At 40.3% G+C, this 18,441-nt stretch carries 10 protein-coding genes; 8 read left to right on the top strand and 2 right to left on the bottom strand.

The genetic code is table 11. From position 1 onward, the window contains the following. The first annotated feature begins 16 nt into the window (after positions 1 to 16). The 4 genes from ACETK5_RS27050 to ACETK5_RS27035 all read left to right on the top strand — a co-directional run bounded on the left by ACETK5_RS27050 (position 17) and on the right by ACETK5_RS27035 (position 6,872). Positions 17 to 898, top strand: coding sequence for a diacylglycerol kinase (locus tag ACETK5_RS27050; RefSeq protein WP_394058986.1), 882 nt, complete (start codon positions 17 to 19; stop codon positions 896 to 898). 285 nt (positions 899 to 1,183) lie between these two features. Beyond that, positions 1,184 to 2,719: a 23S rRNA (uracil(1939)-C(5))-methyltransferase RlmD gene (rlmD, locus tag ACETK5_RS27045; protein WP_394058984.1), complete on the top strand. Its 1,536-nt coding sequence runs from the start codon at positions 1,184 to 1,186 to the stop codon at positions 2,717 to 2,719. A gap of 1,194 nt (positions 2,720 to 3,913) precedes the next feature. Continuing rightward, on the top strand, positions 3,914 to 6,373 hold the full coding sequence (locus ACETK5_RS27040) for a HelD family protein (RefSeq protein WP_394058982.1): 2,460 nt from the start codon (positions 3,914 to 3,916) through the stop codon (positions 6,371 to 6,373). Between the two features lie 13 nt (positions 6,374 to 6,386). Continuing rightward, positions 6,387 to 6,872, top strand: coding sequence for a hypothetical protein (locus ACETK5_RS27035; protein WP_394058980.1), 486 nt, complete (start codon positions 6,387 to 6,389; stop codon positions 6,870 to 6,872). 57 nt (positions 6,873 to 6,929) lie between these two features. On the opposite strand, the gene ACETK5_RS27030 is transcribed toward ACETK5_RS27035, so the two are convergent. Continuing rightward, positions 6,930 to 8,372, bottom strand: a complete 1,443-nt coding sequence (locus ACETK5_RS27030) for a 3'-5' exonuclease (RefSeq protein ID WP_394058979.1) — start codon at positions 8,370 to 8,372, stop codon at positions 6,930 to 6,932. Positions 8,373 to 8,392: 20 nt separating this feature from the next. Then, complete coding sequence (locus tag ACETK5_RS27025) at positions 8,393 to 10,348, bottom strand: ATP-dependent helicase (protein WP_394058977.1); 1,956 nt, start codon at positions 10,346 to 10,348, stop codon at positions 8,393 to 8,395. 143 nt (positions 10,349 to 10,491) lie between these two features. Between ACETK5_RS27025 and drmA the strand changes: the two genes are divergently transcribed. From drmA to ACETK5_RS27005, 4 genes are read left to right on the top strand one after another with little or no spacing between them, the layout of a single operon-like run. Then, positions 10,492 to 13,797, top strand: a complete 3,306-nt coding sequence (drmA, locus tag ACETK5_RS27020; protein ID WP_394058975.1) for a DISARM system helicase DrmA — start codon at positions 10,492 to 10,494, stop codon at positions 13,795 to 13,797. A 6-nt stretch (positions 13,798 to 13,803) separates the two neighbouring features. Next, positions 13,804 to 15,585, top strand: coding sequence for a DrmB family protein (gene drmB / locus ACETK5_RS27015; RefSeq protein WP_394058974.1), 1,782 nt, complete (start codon positions 13,804 to 13,806; stop codon positions 15,583 to 15,585). A gap of 1 nt (position 15,586) precedes the next feature. Further along, positions 15,587 to 16,366, top strand: a complete 780-nt coding sequence (locus tag ACETK5_RS27010) for a phospholipase D-like domain-containing protein (RefSeq protein ID WP_394058972.1) — start codon at positions 15,587 to 15,589, stop codon at positions 16,364 to 16,366. A gap of 11 nt (positions 16,367 to 16,377) precedes the next feature. After that, entirely contained in the window at positions 16,378 to 18,441 is a 2,064-nt protein-coding gene (locus tag ACETK5_RS27005; RefSeq protein ID WP_394058970.1) for a 3'-5' exonuclease, read from the top strand.

The raw sequence follows: 18,441 nt of genomic DNA, 5'->3' as shown, positions 1-18,441 counted from the left end.
AGGTGGCGTATCGTTAATGAGAAATGCAAGGTTAATCTATAACCCAACCTCCGGCCGGGAGGAAATGAAGCGTCGGCTTGCTGATATATTGAACCGTCTGGACAGTGCTGGCATCGAAACCTCCTGTCATGCAACAACCGGAGAGGGGGATGCGACCCGTGAAGCGGCGGATGCTGTAGAACGCGGATACGATCTTGTGATCGCGGCCGGCGGAGACGGTACGCTCAATGAGGTCATTAACGGGATGGCTGGCAGGGATAATCTCCCGCCGCTGGGTATTTTCCCGCTCGGCACCACGAACGATTTTGCGCGGGCACTCGGCATCTCGAAGAACTGGGAAGAGTACTGCGACCTAGTGATTCGGGGCGAGACACGCCCGATTGACGTGGGCAAAGCGAATGATCGTTACTTCATTAATATCGCGGGCGGCGGTACGCTGACCGAGCTCACATATGAGGTGCCAAGCAAGCTGAAGACGATGATCGGGCAGCTGGCGTATTATTTGAAGGGGATCGAGAAAATGGTCAGCCTCGCGCCGCAGGAGCTCATCATCAACGCCAGCGGTCATCCGGCGATCCATGACGAATTCATGGTGTTCCTCATTGCGAACAGCAACTCGGTCGGCGGCTTCGACAAAATCGCGCCGGGCGCGAGCATCGACGACGGCTTGTTCGACGTCATTGCCCTGCGCAAGTGCAATCTGGCGGAGTTCGTACGCGTGGCTACGCTCGCCCTGCGCGGCGAGCATATCAACGACAAGCGAGTCGTGCATTTCCGCACCGACTATATGGAGGTCGTCTCTCCGGGACCGGTTCAGCTGAACCTGGACGGCGAGTTCGGCGGCGTTCTGCCGGGCACGTTCCGTGTCCTGCCGCAGCACTTAAGGATTTTTGGCTGAGATGAGGCATTTTAAATGATGGAACAGGCCGAGGATCGCCGCTTAGGCTCCAGGCTCTTGTAAGTAAATGAATGGATTTGCAGGCTATATGGATTGAATAACATACGAGGCTCCCGTATAATGATGGACGTGAGCTTGTGCGTTAAGCTCCCTTGGGGGAGCTTTTTGTTGTTTAAGCGAATGAAGGTTAACGGAAGATCATCCGCTTCGATTATGGATGGTGTTCCGATTGGGAATATAGAGTAGTAAGGGACAAGTTGAACGGAAAGAAGTGAACAGCACATCATGAAGAAGAACCGCAAGGGAAGCGATACGCGCCGCAGCGGCAAGCCCGCGGCTTCGGCGGCCCTCCTGGACCTGCCGGTGGCCAAGAACGACGAGGTCGTGATTGATATTATAGGAATGAACCATGAGGGGGAAGGGGTCGGCCGTGCCGACGGCTACACTCTGTTCGTTCAGGGCGCCCTGCCGGGCGAGAAGGCCCGGGTGAAGGTGCTCAAGACCAAGAAGCAGTATGGCTACGCCAAGCTGCTGGAGCTGGTCGAGCAGAGCCCGAACCGCATCGCGGCCCCATGCCCGATCTACGACCAATGCGGCGGCTGCCAGCTGCAGCATATGAATTATGCCGGACAGCTGGAGTGGAAGCGCCAGCTGGTGGTGGACAACCTGGAGCGGATCGGGAAGCTGCGGGTGGTGCGAGAGGCGGAAGGTGCTGGAGGGGACATTGAGAATTCTGAAACCAATGGGGCGAGTCCTGCCGTGTCCGGCCTTGATTCAGATCAAGAGGAGATCCTCGTGCGGCCGACACTCGGTATGAGCGAGCCTTGGCGCTACCGGAATAAGTCCCAGGTGCCCATCGGCGTAACGGAAGGCGGCCTGGTCGGCGGCTTCTACGCCCGCGGCAGCCATCGGATCGTGGACATGGAGACGTGCCTCATCCAGCATGAGCAGAACGACGAGGTCGTCAGCCGCGTCAAAGCCATCGGCCGGAAGCTAGGCATTACTGCTTACAATGAAGAGACCGGCCAAGGCCTGCTTCGCCATGTGGTGGTGAAGATCGGTTTTGCTACCCGTGAGATGATGATTGTACTCGTGACCAATGGCGAGCGTATTCCACGCGTGAACGAGTGGGTCGCTGCTATTCGTGAGGAACTTCCAGCTGTCGTGAGTGTCTGTCAGAACGTCAATACACGCAAGACGAACGTTATTTTTGGGGATGTTACCCGCGTCCTATGGGGGCGTGAGGTTATCCATGACTATATCGGCGATGTGAAGTTCGCGATTTCAGCGCGTTCCTTCTATCAGGTGAACCCGGCCCAGACCGAAGTGCTGTACGGCAAGACGGTGGAGTATGCGGGATTAACCGGGGAAGAGACCGTGATCGACGCCTATTGCGGCATCGGGACGATATCCCTATTCTTGGCCCAGCATGCCAAGAAGGTGTATGGAGTCGAGATCGTGAAGGAAGCGATCGAGGATGCGCGTGCGAATGCGGAGCTCAATGGTATGAAGCATGTAGAGTTTGAAGTCGGCGCGTCCGAAGACGTGATTCCGCGCTGGAAAGAGCAGGGCATCGAGGCGAACGTCATCGTGGTCGATCCACCGCGTAAAGGGTGCGATCCGCGCCTCTTGGAGACGATTCTTGAGATGAAGCCGGAGCGGGTGGTTTATGTGAGCTGTAATCCGTCCACGCTGGCAAGAGATTTGCGGGTGCTGGAGGATGGCGGGTACCGAACGGTGGAGGTTACGCCGGTGGATATGTTTCCGCATACGGTGCATGTGGAGAGTACAGTGTTGCTAAATTGGCGGGGGTGTAATTAGCAATCAAAGTTTGCCTAAAAGCCAAAAAAGTATACCTAAAGCCTAAATAGTTTGCCTAAGAGCTGAACGAAAACCAGGGATCCACTCCTGTTTTTCCTCGGCTCTTTTTTCTGCTTGATGGGGAAGAAACTCTCCATACTCCTTGATAAACCAGGTTTTCCTCCGATTTTCCCTCTGACTATTTAAGCACTGTCTCAAGAGTTTCCTTTTGTTTTACTACTGCCTTTAGGCAGACTTTAATTGCTTTTCTTGCACCCGATTCTCCCCGCCTAAGTCTGTTTTTCTCCCGTTCTTATGCAAACTTTAATTGCCAAAGAAATTGGGGAAATGGGGGAGGAAGGGCTGAGAAGCGTCCTTGAGTATGAAATCCTGGATGGATTTACGGAGTGCCTCGAATTCCGTTTCACTTTCTACATGGGAAGTGAGCACAGCTTGTCCCAAATCTGTAATACGCTCAAGCACTTCTTCAAAATTTATTGGAACGAGCTGGAACTCATATTTCCCTCCCTCGATTAAAAGCTTAATTAGATGCATGAGTTTTCTGGTCTCATTAGTTCATTTAGGCAGAGCACATCAATTTTACATCAAACCTAATTTCAGACCACTGTATCACCAATATTTATAACCTGTACTACACTTTATTCATCTATATGCTTTTGACTAATCCCCAAACGATGCATTTCTCGGAAGATGTATGTATGCTGTATTGTATAATGTAATGGTGCAAAATGGGAATCGGATCTGGTAGTGATATTTCTGAATAAGTTGATACATCTGGAAATCCAAGCAGCTTTAATTTTGCGTGAAATAACTCATGAATCATTACAGCTATATCGTTTGTAGAAGGTGGATTCAAAGTAATGGTGATAAGTGTAGTCGCTTTTTTATATTGATAAACAGGAAATGCAAAGATGTTAGTGGAAAAAAACAAAACGATAAAGTTTACAATAGCAGGGTATGAAGGAGATAATTGAGATGGGGCTTCCTAAAATTTTTTCTGGTATATTTGATGACTGTAAAAATTCATATAGAATAGTTTTTGTTATAGCATTCTTAGAAACAATGACAAGAGATAATGGGGAAAGCAACTACTCTAAATTGGTAATGAACATAATAAATTATTATTACATACGCGAGGTTAAGGGCTAGCCTTGCGATCCCCCCCCATTAAGTGCTGCAAACAATTGGACTGAAATGAAAAGTAGTGGACCTCTTGGTTTATTTGATGAAACCTTATCCGAATTAGATAGATTTTTTGAGTCGAAAAGAGGTATTATAAATATTAGTTTCAAGAGAGAGGTGTGGGCCTATATGGGGAAACAGCAGATTGAGGAATTAAAGAATTATGCTGAAAAGGCTCTAGATGCTTATTTTGATAGTGAGAGCGTCGCCTCAAAAGAAAATAACCCTGTGCAAGAAGAGCAGATCGTTCTAAACGATAAAGTGGTTGCAATTGAGGGCGTATTAAATGATCTAAGAAGTAAAAAAACTCCATCTGATTTTCAACTTGCTGAAAAACACAGAGAAAAAATCAAGTGGACCGAGGGTGCTTTATTCAGTCCCTACTTTGGTCGTATCGATATAATCGAAGATGGGATACCTGATACATTATATATTGGTGAAGTTGGTATAGCAAATGATAATAATGAGTTAATAGTAGTTAATTGGCAGGCCGATATCGCCAAGGTCTTTTATTCTTACAACGGTGGTAATCCTAAAGTCGAGTACATTGCTAATGATGAAAAAAGAACAGTAGATGTTCAGAGAAAGAGACAAATACATATAGAAGATCGCAAAGTGTTAAATGTAATCGAAAATGAAAGTGGTAAGATTGCCAAAAAAACAATAGCAAGGAAAAGTCCACAAGGTGAAGAAACAACGACTTCCGGTACAATTGATGATTTTTTAAGTTACATTCTCTCAGGTAAAAGCGATACACATAAATTCAAGGATATTATAGCTTCAATACAATCAGAACAGGATGAAATAATCCGCTTAGGACTAGATAAACCCATTGTGGTTCAGGGTGCAGCAGGCAGCGGGAAATCCAGTATAGCGTTACATCGAATGTCATACTTAATGTACAAATATCGGGAGCAGTGGCTACCGGAAGATATAATGATTATTGCACCCAATAAGATGTTTATTTCTTATATGGAATCGGTATTGCCTAAATTGAAAATCTCTGGAGCTCGTCAAAGTACTTTTTATGAATGGGCGACAGAGGGACTCAAGGGTTTGAAATTAGAGTTCAAAGAACCATATGATACTATACAAACTTATATGGATGATAAGTCGGGAAGAAATGAATTCTTATTGAAGTTTAAAGGCTCATTAAAAATTAAAGAAGCCATTGATAAACTCCTTGATTTGTTAGAGAGTAGCCCTTTGCCACAAGGAGATTTAGATATTGGTATTACCAAATATAAACATTCGGACATTGTTAAATACTATGAGGGTAAGAGATACCTTCCGGTTAATAAAAGAATAACGGAATTAATAAACCACTTGAAAGACTGGACGATTGAGCAACAATATAACGCGGTGGACGAAATAAAAAATAAAGCAAATGATATCCAAGAAAATTGGATAGGCATGCTACCAGAAGGATCAGAAGGAAGAAAGGTATTATTTGAGCAAATTGATAAGATAAAAGAATTGAAAATAACGAAAATAAAGTCAAATTCTAAAATGTTACTGGATAGATATTTGAAGCGTTTAACACGAATTGATCCAGTAACAGTTTACTCCCAGTTATTTGAACCAGAGATCTTAAAGTCAATGAACCTTGGACTTAGTGACAAAGAGGTAGAATTATTGTGTTCTGATATGAGATTTGAGGGTGAGAAACCATTTAGTTATGAAGACCTCGCTCCTTTATCTTATATAAATTCAAGGGTGAATGGGTGGGCTAAGAAATATGAATATGTTGTCATAGATGAAGCCCAAGATCAGAGTCCATTTGAGATTTGTCTATTACATAACACCGCAAAATCAGTTTGCATATTAGGTGATATGGCTCAAAGTATCTATTCTTTTAGGAGTATCTCAGGATGGGATCAAGTCATAAAAGAAGTTTTCCAACAAAGCGCAGTTTTTTTGAAATTACAACTTAGTTACAGATCAACCTTCGAAATCATGAACTTAGCAAACGGTATTATTGAAAAGTCTAACTTATCCTTGCCGAAAATTGTGCCGATAAATAGACACGGTGAAAAGCCTACTATTCAAAGAATACTTAACGGAAAAGATCTCATAGATAATATAAGGAACTCCATTGGTATCTTTGAAGATAAAGGGTATAAGACTATAGCCATTATCTGTAAGGATCTTAAACAAGCAAAAAATCTTTTTGAAAATGTTAATGAGCCGTCTATACAACTAGTTAGCGATCCACACCAGAAGTTGGAAAAGAAAATCGTTGTGATACCAGGATACTTGGCAAAGGGTTTGGAATTTGATGCAGTAATTTTAGCAAATGCAAGTAAGGAAAGATTTGATCCTAGTGACCCAATAGATGCTAAGATGCTATTTGTATCTGCTACCCGAGCTCACCATGATCTGCATATTTTTTATCATGAAGAGCTAACACCATTGTTGAATAACGGAAAAGTAGATTTATCGGGTCATGACTTGTTAGAAGATATCTTATAATGAGGTGAATAGGATGCGACACCTGTTAATTAAATATATATCGCGAGAAGATAATCATGTAGATCCTAATTTCACATGGCTTACATACGGGGATAGTGGAAACAAAGGTGTCCAAATAAAAAATACATTAACTCCAGGATCTTACGTATTCTTTCATACCTCATATGCCAATAGCGCATATATAACAGCATATTTCTATGTCGAGAAAATATTAACAAAAGGCGATAACCGACAAGAGATAGAGTGTTTGAAAGCTGACTCTAGATTTGATGAGGTGGTGATTATAGGAAGTAGAACTCATTCAAAAATACTTACTTTCCCCATATCCTTTGATAAGAAAGTGGTGGATAAACTTCGGTCTCTAAATATAAATTGGAACTGGGTGGAATCCAATCAACAAACGGAATTAAAGACAATTTCAGATTCAACAAGATCCCATCGAGAAATATCTGATGAAGAAGTGGAATGGTTACTTTCACAATGTAAATGCAGGGGGTAACGAATAATCGTTATAAAGAGAAAAGACACTGAGAGGAAATGCCTCAGTGTCTTTTCTTTACTGGTATAAGTCTGAGTCTAACTCTCTTACAAATGGTGAAATTGGACGGACAGCAGATAAAGTTAAGGTAAGTTTTGCTCGGGTCATTGCCACATACAATTTTCTTCGTTCAGTTGCTTCATAAGCATCAGGATCATCACCAGGTTCCATTCTTGAATGTGGAAGTATGCCTTCTTTTAATCCTGTTACTATAACATGATCAAACTCCAAGCCTTTTGACGATTGAAAAGAAACAAGCTTTACACCTGGCGTAAGTAGGTCTGCTTCTTCACTTTTAATATGTATAGGTACTATATTGAATTCTTTTAGTTCTTCTTCAAATTCAATTAATCTATTATGAGAATAAGCAATTATTGCTATAGTGTCGGTATGGAAGGTACCTTTAATTTGACGAATTTTTCTAACGACCGATTGAATTTCATCTTTGTTATTTTGAGTTATAATTAGTTCAGGTTTAGGTCCTTCAGCTTCTGGATCTTCAGTTGGTAAGAACTCATCATCATTGATTAATGTTTTATCATGTTTTTGCAAGCTTCTAGCTAACTGAATTATTTGCTTAGTGGATCTGAAAGACTTGCTAAGGAGTTTACTTCGTCCACCCCTAATTTCAATGCCAACACTTTTCCAAGTAAATGTACGTCTATAAATTTGTTGCCCCTTGTCTGCTGCAATTGTAATGCTTTTTTGAGTTAGTTTTTTTATCACCATGAATTGTAAAGGTGATAGATCTTGAGCCTCGTCAATTAGTATATGATCTGGGAGATCCCCAGAGGGGATTTTATTATAATTATCCAATAATAATACCGCTACGTCGTCAAAGTCAATACAATAATATCTATTTCTTAGTAATTGTTGATACTTCTCAAATGTATCGTATATAGTTTCTCTATGGGATTTGTTAATAAATACCTGCTTCCCTCTGCCATTGCGTTGTGTAGATAAATAGTTCTGTCTATCTTTTATGTTATTATTTTTAATCCATGAGATTTCTTCCATTAAGAAAGTTGCTAATGCTCTTTCTTCATTCATACCTTTTGTATTTACTTTGGGGAAGTCTGGGTCACCATATTTGGAAACGGTTCGTTTTGCATGTAATACAATGTTTATACCCTCCCCTTTTTTTATCATCCTTCTAGTAAGTAATCCATTCTGGCGTAACAACTGAGAACCCCAAGTATGAAACGTTAATGCATCAACGGCTTCATCACTACTTGCCCTAGCGATTTGCTGTAAATAGATAGAGAGTGCTTTGTTATATGTTAATAAAACAACTTTTGAGGAGTTTAGTGCTCTTGCTTGTTTCTGTAAAAATATGGCCCGCTCTAGCACAACCGTAGTTTTACCCGCGCCAGGAATTCCTCGAATTAATAATTCGCCTTCAGCCTTAAACTTAACACAATCTTCCTGTTGTTCGGTTAACTTTATGAGTTTTATTCCCATGCTGTTCTCCCCTAATTTATCTATTCTTCTTCAAACCATGCTTCTATTTCTTGACGGTACTTGCGTTCTTCTTCTTTTTGAATCAACCTAGCCTGTTCGATTAAGCCCAAATCCTTTTTTGATATTTCTATTATGTTTTTACTGTTTTGTCCCATTTCTTTATTAAAAGAGAAGTACTCGTTAAATTTAGTATTTCCCCCTTTACATTCATTTAAATAATCATCAAATTTAATACCTGGTCTTCCTATAATGTATAATTTCTCCTGTGCTCTAGTAATTCCAACATATAGTAATCTCCGCTCTTCCTCTAGGTCAGGCTTACTGCTATGTGGAAATGAGCGGTCTCCTAAATACATTAAAAAAACTACTCTGAATTCTTCACCCTTCGCGGAATGCACTGTACGAATTTGTACGGATCCGTTTAATTCATCTGGCTCTGGGTCAGCATTAATATTGTCATAGAGGAGATCGCCTGCTTCATAGCAATACTGTGCTCCTGCATTTAACGCCTCATTTAAATACATTATTAGTAATTCGCTGGTAGCCTCCTCAGGGACTTCAACTTCTTTATTATTTATCCTATCGATAATAACATCAATTAGTTCTACGTAGTTTTCAGGTTCTTGACAAAAATCGAATACACAACGCATTTGATTATTTTTATTTTCTTTTTCCATAATGTTTGTTGAGGCTATATATTCAATATTATATTTGTCCAGGTATTCTTTTACTTTATCGCTCTGCGGTGCAAATTCAGAATTCTTCCTAACAAGCACAGCAATTTCATTTGGAGAAATATCACCATCTTTTGTAAGCTTCGAAATCTCATTGGCAACAAAATCAGCAGCAAGTTCAAGTGTAGTTGCATGAATTATTTGAACAGGATAGTTCTGATCCCTGTATTTATTTAATGGTTCCGGAAGCACTCCTGAAGCAGGTACTAATTTGATTTGGGAGTCCTTACGTATAATTCTATTTGCTACATCAAGTATCGCCTTAGAGGAACGGTAGTTTTCAGATAATACTATCGGTTGTAAAGTTTTAGTGCTAGTATCCCCCATGCGTGTATAGAAATCCCTTAAATTTGAGATGCTGGAACCGTTAAAAGTGTATATTGTTTGGTTAATATCACCAACTGCATTGATTGAAATATTCGTCGAGGATACTAATTTTGATAACAACTGTTCCTGTGCACGAGAGGTATCCTGATATTCATCTACCAGTATATATTTTAATCCATCTCTTACACGATCTAAGGTTCTATGATTTGTATGTTGCAATATTCTAATGGCTTCAGTTATTAACCCGTTATAATCGATTTTATTATTACGTTTTAGCAGCTCGGAATATCTTTTCCATACTGTGATGACATCATCAGTAATAACATTGATTGTTGTGCTTTGATCTATATCACATTGTAATTCATAGCCTCTTGGAAGATCTTCTGGTTCAAGTAATGCCTCCATCTCATCCGCGCCTTGGCGTAATTGATCTATTACTTTAGTGAAGGATTTGCTTAATATTTCTTTATCAAGATTGGCTCTAATATTGTTGAATAGGAAATCCTCATATTGGATAAAAATTTCATTGCTTCCCTCAAAGTTAGGGGCCGAACTTGGCACTAATACTTCAAAGTTTGGTTTCAACCAAGTTTCTTGATTGCCTGTTGCAATTCTTATAATTCGATAAGCTAATCCATGAAAAGTATAAACAGGAATAAGACTTCCAGCACCAACCTGTTTAATAAGTTGTGCTAACTTTTCGGTCAGTCGAGCGCGGGCTGTTCTTGAAAATGAAATTGCAATAATGGAACTTGGAGGAACATCAAGTTCGAGCTGTAGATATAAAATTCTTGCGGCCAGTGTACTTGTCTTCCCTGTGCCTGCAGCAGCGTTAATAACTAAATGACCTTCTGGAGCTGTTATTGAATAGCGTTGTTCTTTGTTGAAGTTTTGTAATAGTTCGTCAAAGCTCAAGATACCACCACAGTTCTAGATATTATGCGAAATTATTACATTTCAAGTTCGACAAGACAGGAATATTTTCCTGCCTTGTCGAATTAAAATAGTACATTGGTCTAATTTATCGAGGATAGACAATCAGTTTTGGAGGTCAAATTATGGCAGATAACGATAAAGTAAGCATTAGAAGTGAACTTATCAGAAGAATTGATCTAGAATTGATTGGCCCAAATGAGAATAATGAAGAGCTTAACGAGTCACCTGCACAAAGATACTTGTCGGGAATATTGTGGCCAATTGGTACGGAGATAGACAAGGAAGATGATGAGAGAAATGAGACTGAAGAGGATGGAGAAGAAGCAGGGCTTCCGGACAATGCAGCTCCTTTAATGCAGGCAATGAAGCCATCATCAATTGGTTTATCATTCGTAGTTGAACAAGAGTTCGAAAAAATAAATGTCAATTGTAGTTGGGGGACTTATATACCCACTGGGGGCAAGGGGAATAGGGGGTGGAAACGAATATCCCATGACTTTCCTGAAGAAATTAACTTAGTGCCCGCTGATGGCAAGCGATATTCTAAAAGCTATGACAAAGATCCTGATATCCAACTAGAATGGATTTCTAGACCCTTAAAAGATGGACTAAAAAGATATGCGGTGAGTTTGTTTTTAGTTAATAGAAAGCAAAAGCCTGAAAAGGGTCCAAAGGATGCCGTATGCATATTCCAGCCAATAATAATAGTTACAGGCCCTAAGAATAGTAAGCCGTTTTCTGTCCGGAGAATGAATTTAGAACAAACTTACAAATTACCGGATGTTGCTGCAGATGAGTTAGTCTATAGAAAACAGACTGTTTTTGCGGTAGGGCATGGGGTATCAGTAAATTGGGATGGAATTTCCGATGATAGACAACATGTAAGTGTATTAACCACGAAGGTGATGCCAGTATATGAAATTCCTCGCGTAATTCCGCCTGATTGGGATGGACAAGGTACATTGGATATGAAAAAGATAGCAAGTGCAACGAGTGGCGAGGAGATTTACGGATATCTTGAACCATTATTGGATAAATACGATCAGTGGGTATTCGAAAGAGAATTAGAAGTGGATGATCTTAACTCAGAGTTGAAATCAACCGGAGAGGAACATTTAAGATTATGTAGGGAATCGTTAAATAGAATGAGAAAAGGTTTGGATCTAATTCGTTCAAATGGACGAAATGGCGAAGTGTTCAAAGCCTTTCAGCTTGCAAATAGAGTAATGTTTATGCAACGCACACAAAGTGTATGGGCAAGAAATGCAAGTAAGAAAAAAGATTGGTCTAATGGTCCTGAAGAGATAAAAACAACATGGCGGCCATTTCAAATTGCGTTCATACTTCAATCACTGACGGGTATTGTTGAGCCACAGCATGGTGACAGGAAAATAGCAGATCTGCTCTGGTTCCCAACTGGTGGTGGTAAAACAGAGGCTTATTTAGGGCTGGCTGCTTTTGTAATGGCAATCCGTAGATTAAGAAAAGAAGAAAATGGCTTAAGAGGGGATGCGGGTGTATCAATTTTAATGAGATACACTTTACGGCTTCTAACAATACAACAATTTCAAAGAGCATCTACTCTGATATGTGCGTGTGAAATTGTTCGAAACGAGGATCCGAATACATGGGGGAAAGAACCATTTCGGATTGGTTTATGGGTCGGTGGGAAAAATACCCCGAATAGTTATGACGAGTGTGAAGAAGTATTAAGGCCTGGAAACTCAAATCCGACTACAACTACTCCTGTTCAGTTAGTTGCCTGTCCGTGGTGTGGTTCGAAGTTAACTAAGAAAGATTATAATGCAATTCGAAAAATGAGAAGAGTAATAATCGGTTGCTCCCGAAAAGAATGCGAATTCAGCCGTACCAAAAGACCCTTTGAAGGTATTCCAGCAGTAGTATCTGATGAGGAAATTTATAGATTACTACCTACTATGATCATCGGAACGGTGGATAAGTTTGCTCGACTACCTTGGGTAGGTGAAACACAAGCACTTGTTGGAAAGGTGAAGGGCCAAATAAATCATTGGGGCTTTGTTGCTGAGGGATCAGACAAAAATACCGAAACTTGGATCAAGCAAGTCGTTGATTCTAATAAAGGATCTATGAAATTCCAAGATGAGCGTACATTGTTACCGCCCGACTTAATTATTCAAGATGAATTACACTTAATTTCCGGTCCGCTAGGGACAATGGTTGGGTTATATGAAACAGCAATCGATTATTTATGCTCTAGAGATGTTGATGGCCAAATAATCGGTCCAAAAGTGGTAGCCTCAACAGCGACAATTCGACGAGCAAAGGAACAAGTCTTGTCACTTTTCGCCAGACGACTCGCTATCTTCCCAAGTCCTGGCTTGCTAGCAGAGGATTCCTTTTTTGCTCTGGAACAACCAATACAAGATACTCCAGGTAGAACATATGTCGGAATCTTTGCTCCAGGACGAAGTGTAAAAACAGCTATTGTTCGGGTTTATGCAGCACTATTATCCGCTACAGAAGCAATGGAGTATGACATAGATGACTTAGACCCATACAGAACAATAGTTGGATATTATAACAGCTTGCGGGAACTAGGTGGCGCTGTACGATTAATTGAAGACGACATTAAAGCCAGGATGAAAGTGCTGGCTCAAAGAGACAAAGGACAATTACATCTTTACAAAGAGAGAGTGATAAGGGAGAGTGTTCCTGAGTTAACTAGCCGTGTAGATTCAAGTGAAATACCTCCACTTTTGCAAAGACTAGAACAGCCTTTTAGCGCTTCTTCTAAAGAAGTAGCTCCTGTTGATGTTGTGTTAGCAAGTAATATGATATCAGTTGGAGTAGACGTTGGGCGTTTGGGGCTAATGGCGGTTACAGGCCAGCCAAAGACTACAGCAGAATATATTCAGGCAACATCTAGGGTTGGACGTGAGCATCCAGGGTTAGTATTCACTATATATAACTGGGCTAGACCAAGGGATGTATCCCATTACGAAAGATTTAATTCTTATCATTCTGCTTTATACCGCTATGTAGAAGCTATAAGCGTGACTCCTTTTTCGTCTAGAGCTAGGGATAGGGCTCTATCCGCTACTTTAGTAGCAATGACTAGACTGATGACACCGGGATTGGCTAAGAGGGAGCACGCAAAAAAGTTTAAACCCCAGAGTGAATCAGTCAAGAAATTAGCTGACTTTATTAAAAACAGAGTTAAAGATATTGAGCAGGCAAAGGTTCAAGAAGTACTGAATGACCTGCAAGTCTATATAGATCGCTGGGAACAACACTCAGTAAGCCCAGAACTCTATTATGATAAGTCTCAGAAAAAGCCCAGATTAATGTATCCTTTAGGTGGTAAACCGAAAGGTGCTGCTTTTGGAGTTCCTAACTCAATGCGTGATGTAGAAAAAACCGTTGGAATTTATTTGTTAAGGGAGTAGCAGAATATGAATGGAAAAGTCGGAGAACTTCGAAACAGTCAGTTAATTTCTACTTTTGGTCCTGGAGCAATAATGGATTTGCCAGACTTCTCAGTTATCATAGCAGGTATAGATAATTGGAATACACGTCTTTGTGAAATTATCAAAGAACCTCGTCTTCTAAAGAAATTAAATATAAGTAGAATATATTCACCACCAGCTTTAGAGTGGGATCAGGACAACAAACAAGGGACACTCCCAGCTTATAGATTTCCTAGATTTATGGTGTGCCCTAAGTGTAGAAAAATTGCTCCTTTTTATAAGTTTAATTTACATGAAGATGAAGTTGCATACTGTCATTGTGATGCTGAGACTAAGGTGTTCCCGGCGCGTTTTATCCTAGCTTGTGCAAAGGGACATATCGATGATTTTCCATGGGACTTTTACCTTCACTCACACCACCATAATCTAGATTGTAAGGGTGAATTGCGCTTAAATGATAAGGGAGCTACTGGTTCAATTTCAGATGTTGAGGTCTACTGTACAAAATGCAAAAAGTCTAGAACACTAGAAGATGCATTTTCGGGAAGGGGCCTCCCCTCCTGTCAAGGGCATCGACACTGGTTAGGCCCCAGAAACTCTGTTAGTTGTGATGAAAGACCAAGAGCTCTTCTAAGGGGAGCATCAAACCTGTATTTCCCATCAGTAGTTAGCGCATTAGCAATTCCACCTTACACTAACGCACTTCATCAAAGTGTTGCAGAAGTTCTAGAAGAACGACTCAAGAAAATAGATTCAAAAGAAAAATTGGCTTTTGCAATTGAGATGGGCACGCTTCCTGAGCTCGAGGAATTTGATATTGATTTGGTTTGGGACACGATGGTACATCAACGTGGAATGGAAGCAGGGGAAGATCTAGATCTTTATTATCCCGAATGGGATGCACTATTACATGGTGAAAATAATCCAGATGTGGAATTTGAATTTGAAACAGAAGAGCAAGAGGTTGCAGATCGATTTAAGAAATGGATATCAAAAGTAGTAATGGTACGACGTTTAACAGAAGTGAGGGTACTAGATGGGTTCAGCAGAATAGAACCCCTACCTGATGCTACAACTACGGAAGATGATGAAACCGTTAGAGATTCTCATAAAGCGCCATTGAGTAATCAACGCCTTTCTTGGCGACCGGGAATTATTACCCGCGGCGAGGGCATATTCTTTACGCTTAACGAAAATACACTTCACGAGTGGGAACAAAAGCTTGCCAATATATATGGGAGAGATGACAACAATATAATACAGTTACCTATCAACGATGCATATCTCAAATATTGCGAAGATAGACATGAAACCGATGTGAAAATACCAGGGGCAAGGTATATCTTATTACACACTCTATCCCACGCTATCATGAGGCAATTATGTCTTGACTCGGGCTATTCCTCTACTTCATTACGTGAACGAATATATTCAAGGGAAATTGAGGGGCAAAAAATGGCTGGAGTATTGATTTATACTTCCACCCCTGACTCGGAAGGAAGTCTAGGTGGGCTAGTTGAACTGGGCAAAAAGGAAAAGTTCGAGGAAGTATTATGGCACGCTTTGCAGGAAGCAAAATTTTGTTCTGGTGATCCATTGTGCTCGGAGCATAAGCCTGATTCTATCGGTGATTTGAATGGAGCGGCGTGCCATGCTTGTCAATTGGCAGCTGAGACATCTTGTGAGAAATCAAATAGATTTTTGGATAGGTCCTTTTTAGTTCCGACTGTATCAGAACAAGACCTAGCATTCTTCATGAGGGTGTAAAATGGCAATAACTGACCAAATAGCAGGTGTGATTTCTCGAATAGTTAACGAACTAGATAGCGAGTTGTCTGAAAAAATAATTACCCAGTTGGAATTGGGTAATTTAACAAAGCAATCAGCTGCAAATACATGGACACGTCTATTAACTCCTTATTTCATCCCGACTCCATTGTTGGTCGATCTATTAGAGTCTTGGAAACAAATTGATATAGATTCTAATGTATTAGCATTTAGTATTCGCTGCGCATTGGAGACAAAGCGCCAAGCGTATTGCAGATTTCCTAAAATAGAGTTAGCTTGGACTGGCCCATATAATCCTTCAACAAGTTTGGTTAGAGGAACTTATTCCTTGATGTCGGAGATGATTGAGAACGCTCAGAATTCTATTCTACTAGTGGGATATAGTTTCACAGCTACTTCGGATACTACTAGGAATATAATTCGCAAACTATCCGAAGCCCATATAAGGGGATGTGCTGTCAAGATTGCATTGCACGATGACGGATTTAATCATGAAAATGTTAAAAAGGCCTGGCCGCCAAATAAGCCCCTACCTATGTTGCTGAAATGGAAGGGAAATAGTAACGATACAATGGCCAGTTTACATGCTAAATTACTTTGCATTGATCAGAAAGAGATATTTATAACTTCAGCAAATATGACTTATCATGGTCTAGATTCTAATATAGAGTTAGGTGTCAAAATTCAGGGGGAAGAAGCAAAACTGATTGCGAGACATTTTGCTTCTCTAGAGCGTTCCAGAATACTTCGAAGAATTTAAGGAGGAGTTAAATGAGTTTATCTAGGGATATAAATATTAAACCATCCTTCTTAAGGGAGCTGCATGCCCTCCCTTCCCAGCTAGGTGATCAAGTATGGGAGAAAATTAATTTCCTTGCTCAGAATCCAATACCGGACGGACATCTTAAGAAAAAACTTAATAAATGGGCAGATGTTTACAGGCTAAGGGTCGGAGACTACAGAATTTTTTATTCATTCGGTAGTAACTGGATCAGATTATTAAGTATAAGGGCTAGAAAGCAAGCGTATCAAAAAGATATTGGTTTTGAGGAACCTACCAATTTAGGAGTAGGTCCCGATCCAGACCTATTATTAGATGAGGAAGTAGCCGCTGGCGTTGAACAAAATTGGACTACCGTTGAAGATGATACTTTAAAATCAAAGAAATTGCCTGTTGATCTTAATACAGAATGGTTAAGTTCCTTGAAAATTCCTGAAGAATATCATACAGAATTAACATCCTGTAAAACAGAGGATGATTTGTTATTATCGAAGACACCGGATAATTACATAGAACGCGTTATTGATAATCTTTTTCCGAGGCCTGTGACAGAAATAATACAACAACCTGATCTAATAGTTTTTGATACAAATGATCTTATCCGATATAAGGAGGGGGATCTTTTGGGGTTCTTGTTAAGACTTGATTCAGAGCAAGAACGATTAGTTGATTGGGCATTACAAGGGCCTGCTTTAATAAAAGGAGGACCAGGAACAGGTAAGTCAACGATTGCTTTGTACAGAGTGAGATCAATCATAGATCATCATCATAGCAAAGGTAAGTCTAATTTGAAAATTCTGTTTACGACGTATACCCTTGCTTTGGCAAAGTTTTCAGAGCAACTTTTGCGACAGTTATTAGGTACCCATATGAATCTTGTTCATGTAAATACAGCTGATGATCTAGCGTTAAAAGTAGTTAAGCTTTATGAACAAGTTGATCAGGTAGCAGATAAAAAACAACTTAAGACATTTCTTGAGATGTTAATAAATAACGATGGTGATTATAAGTCACTTAATCGCTTCAGGGTTGAATACTTACTTGATGAGATTGAATGGGTAATTGAAGGAAGGAATTTGAAGTCCCTGAATGAATACCTAGAGGTTTCTAGAATTGGACGAGGAATAGCTTTAACTAAGCAATCTAGAGAAGCTATCTGGAAACTATATGAATCTTTAAATAAACTACTAATTGGAAAAGGTTTGTGGACCATCTCTAAAGTTCGTTGTAAAGCTTTTGAAATCGTCAAGTCAGGACTTTATCAAGAAAAATATGACTCGGTTATTATTGATGAAACACAAGATTTAACACCAATAAGTCTAAGTTTTCTAGTCGAATTGGCCTCCGATAATAAAGGGATTTATCTTACAGCCGATGCATCCCAATCTATTTATTTCAAAGGTTTCTCATGGAAAGAAGTTCATGAGAATCTCCAGTTTAGAGGCAGAACTTTAACTCTAAGAAGAAATTATCGCTCAACGCGTGAAATTTCTGAGGCTGCAAATACATTTTTGAAGGATACAAATAGTGGTGATTCTGAATCCTTAATGACAAGATCTATTCAAAATGGGCCCCAACCTATATTGACTAGTTATAGTTCTGAACAGAGTCAGTATGAAACCATCGTTAAGTTCCTAAAACAAATGTCCCGTCATTTCAGGCTAAAGGTATCTGCAGCAGCAATTCTTGTTCCTTCTTCAACTATAGGCAAGGAAGTGGCAGATGGGATAACTCAAGCAGGGGTACCAGCTAGATTTATGCGAGGATCTCAACTAGATCTGGATTCTGATGAAGTAAAGGTTATTACTTTAGCTTCTTCTAAGGGGTTGGAATTTCCAATTGTTGCTTTATCAAGTCTAGATAAGAAATACCCTCGAGTCTCTACTGATTTCGATGAAGATGAACTAGAAGAGGAGCTCAAAGTGGCTAGAAGGACTTTATTTGTTGGGTTTACTAGAGCTATGAGAGGATTATTGGTGCTATATAACAAGAATAATCCTTGCATGTTTATTAAAGAACTTAGTAAAGACCACTGGTTTATCAAGGAAGATTAG

The organism is Paenibacillus ilasis (assembly GCF_043195395.1).
GTDB classification, from domain to species: Bacteria; Bacillota; Bacilli; order Paenibacillales; family Paenibacillaceae; genus Paenibacillus_AQ; species Paenibacillus_AQ lautus.
Note: the sequence above shows the minus strand (reverse complement) of the source record. Positions and strands in the feature narration are given on the sequence as shown.

Excerpts from the sequence above, each read along its gene's own strand:
- ACETK5_RS27040 (WP_394058982.1), top strand. The coding sequence starts at position 3,914 with ATGAAAAGTAGTGGACCTCTTGGTTTATTTGATGAAACCTTATCCGAA.
- drmA (WP_394058975.1), top strand. The coding sequence starts at position 10,492 with ATGGCAGATAACGATAAAGTAAGCATTAGAAGTGAACTTATCAGAAGA.
- ACETK5_RS27010 (WP_394058972.1), top strand. The coding sequence starts at position 15,587 with ATGGCAATAACTGACCAAATAGCAGGTGTGATTTCTCGAATAGTTAAC.
- ACETK5_RS27030 (WP_394058979.1), bottom strand. The coding sequence starts at position 8,372 with ATGGGAATAAAACTCATAAAGTTAACCGAACAACAGGAAGATTGTGTT.
- ACETK5_RS27005 (WP_394058970.1), top strand. The coding sequence starts at position 16,378 with ATGAGTTTATCTAGGGATATAAATATTAAACCATCCTTCTTAAGGGAG.
- ACETK5_RS27050 (WP_394058986.1), top strand. The coding sequence starts at position 17 with ATGAGAAATGCAAGGTTAATCTATAACCCAACCTCCGGCCGGGAGGAA.
- drmB (WP_394058974.1), top strand. The coding sequence starts at position 13,804 with ATGAATGGAAAAGTCGGAGAACTTCGAAACAGTCAGTTAATTTCTACT.
- ACETK5_RS27035 (WP_394058980.1), top strand. The coding sequence starts at position 6,387 with ATGCGACACCTGTTAATTAAATATATATCGCGAGAAGATAATCATGTA.
- rlmD (WP_394058984.1), top strand. The coding sequence starts at position 1,184 with ATGAAGAAGAACCGCAAGGGAAGCGATACGCGCCGCAGCGGCAAGCCC.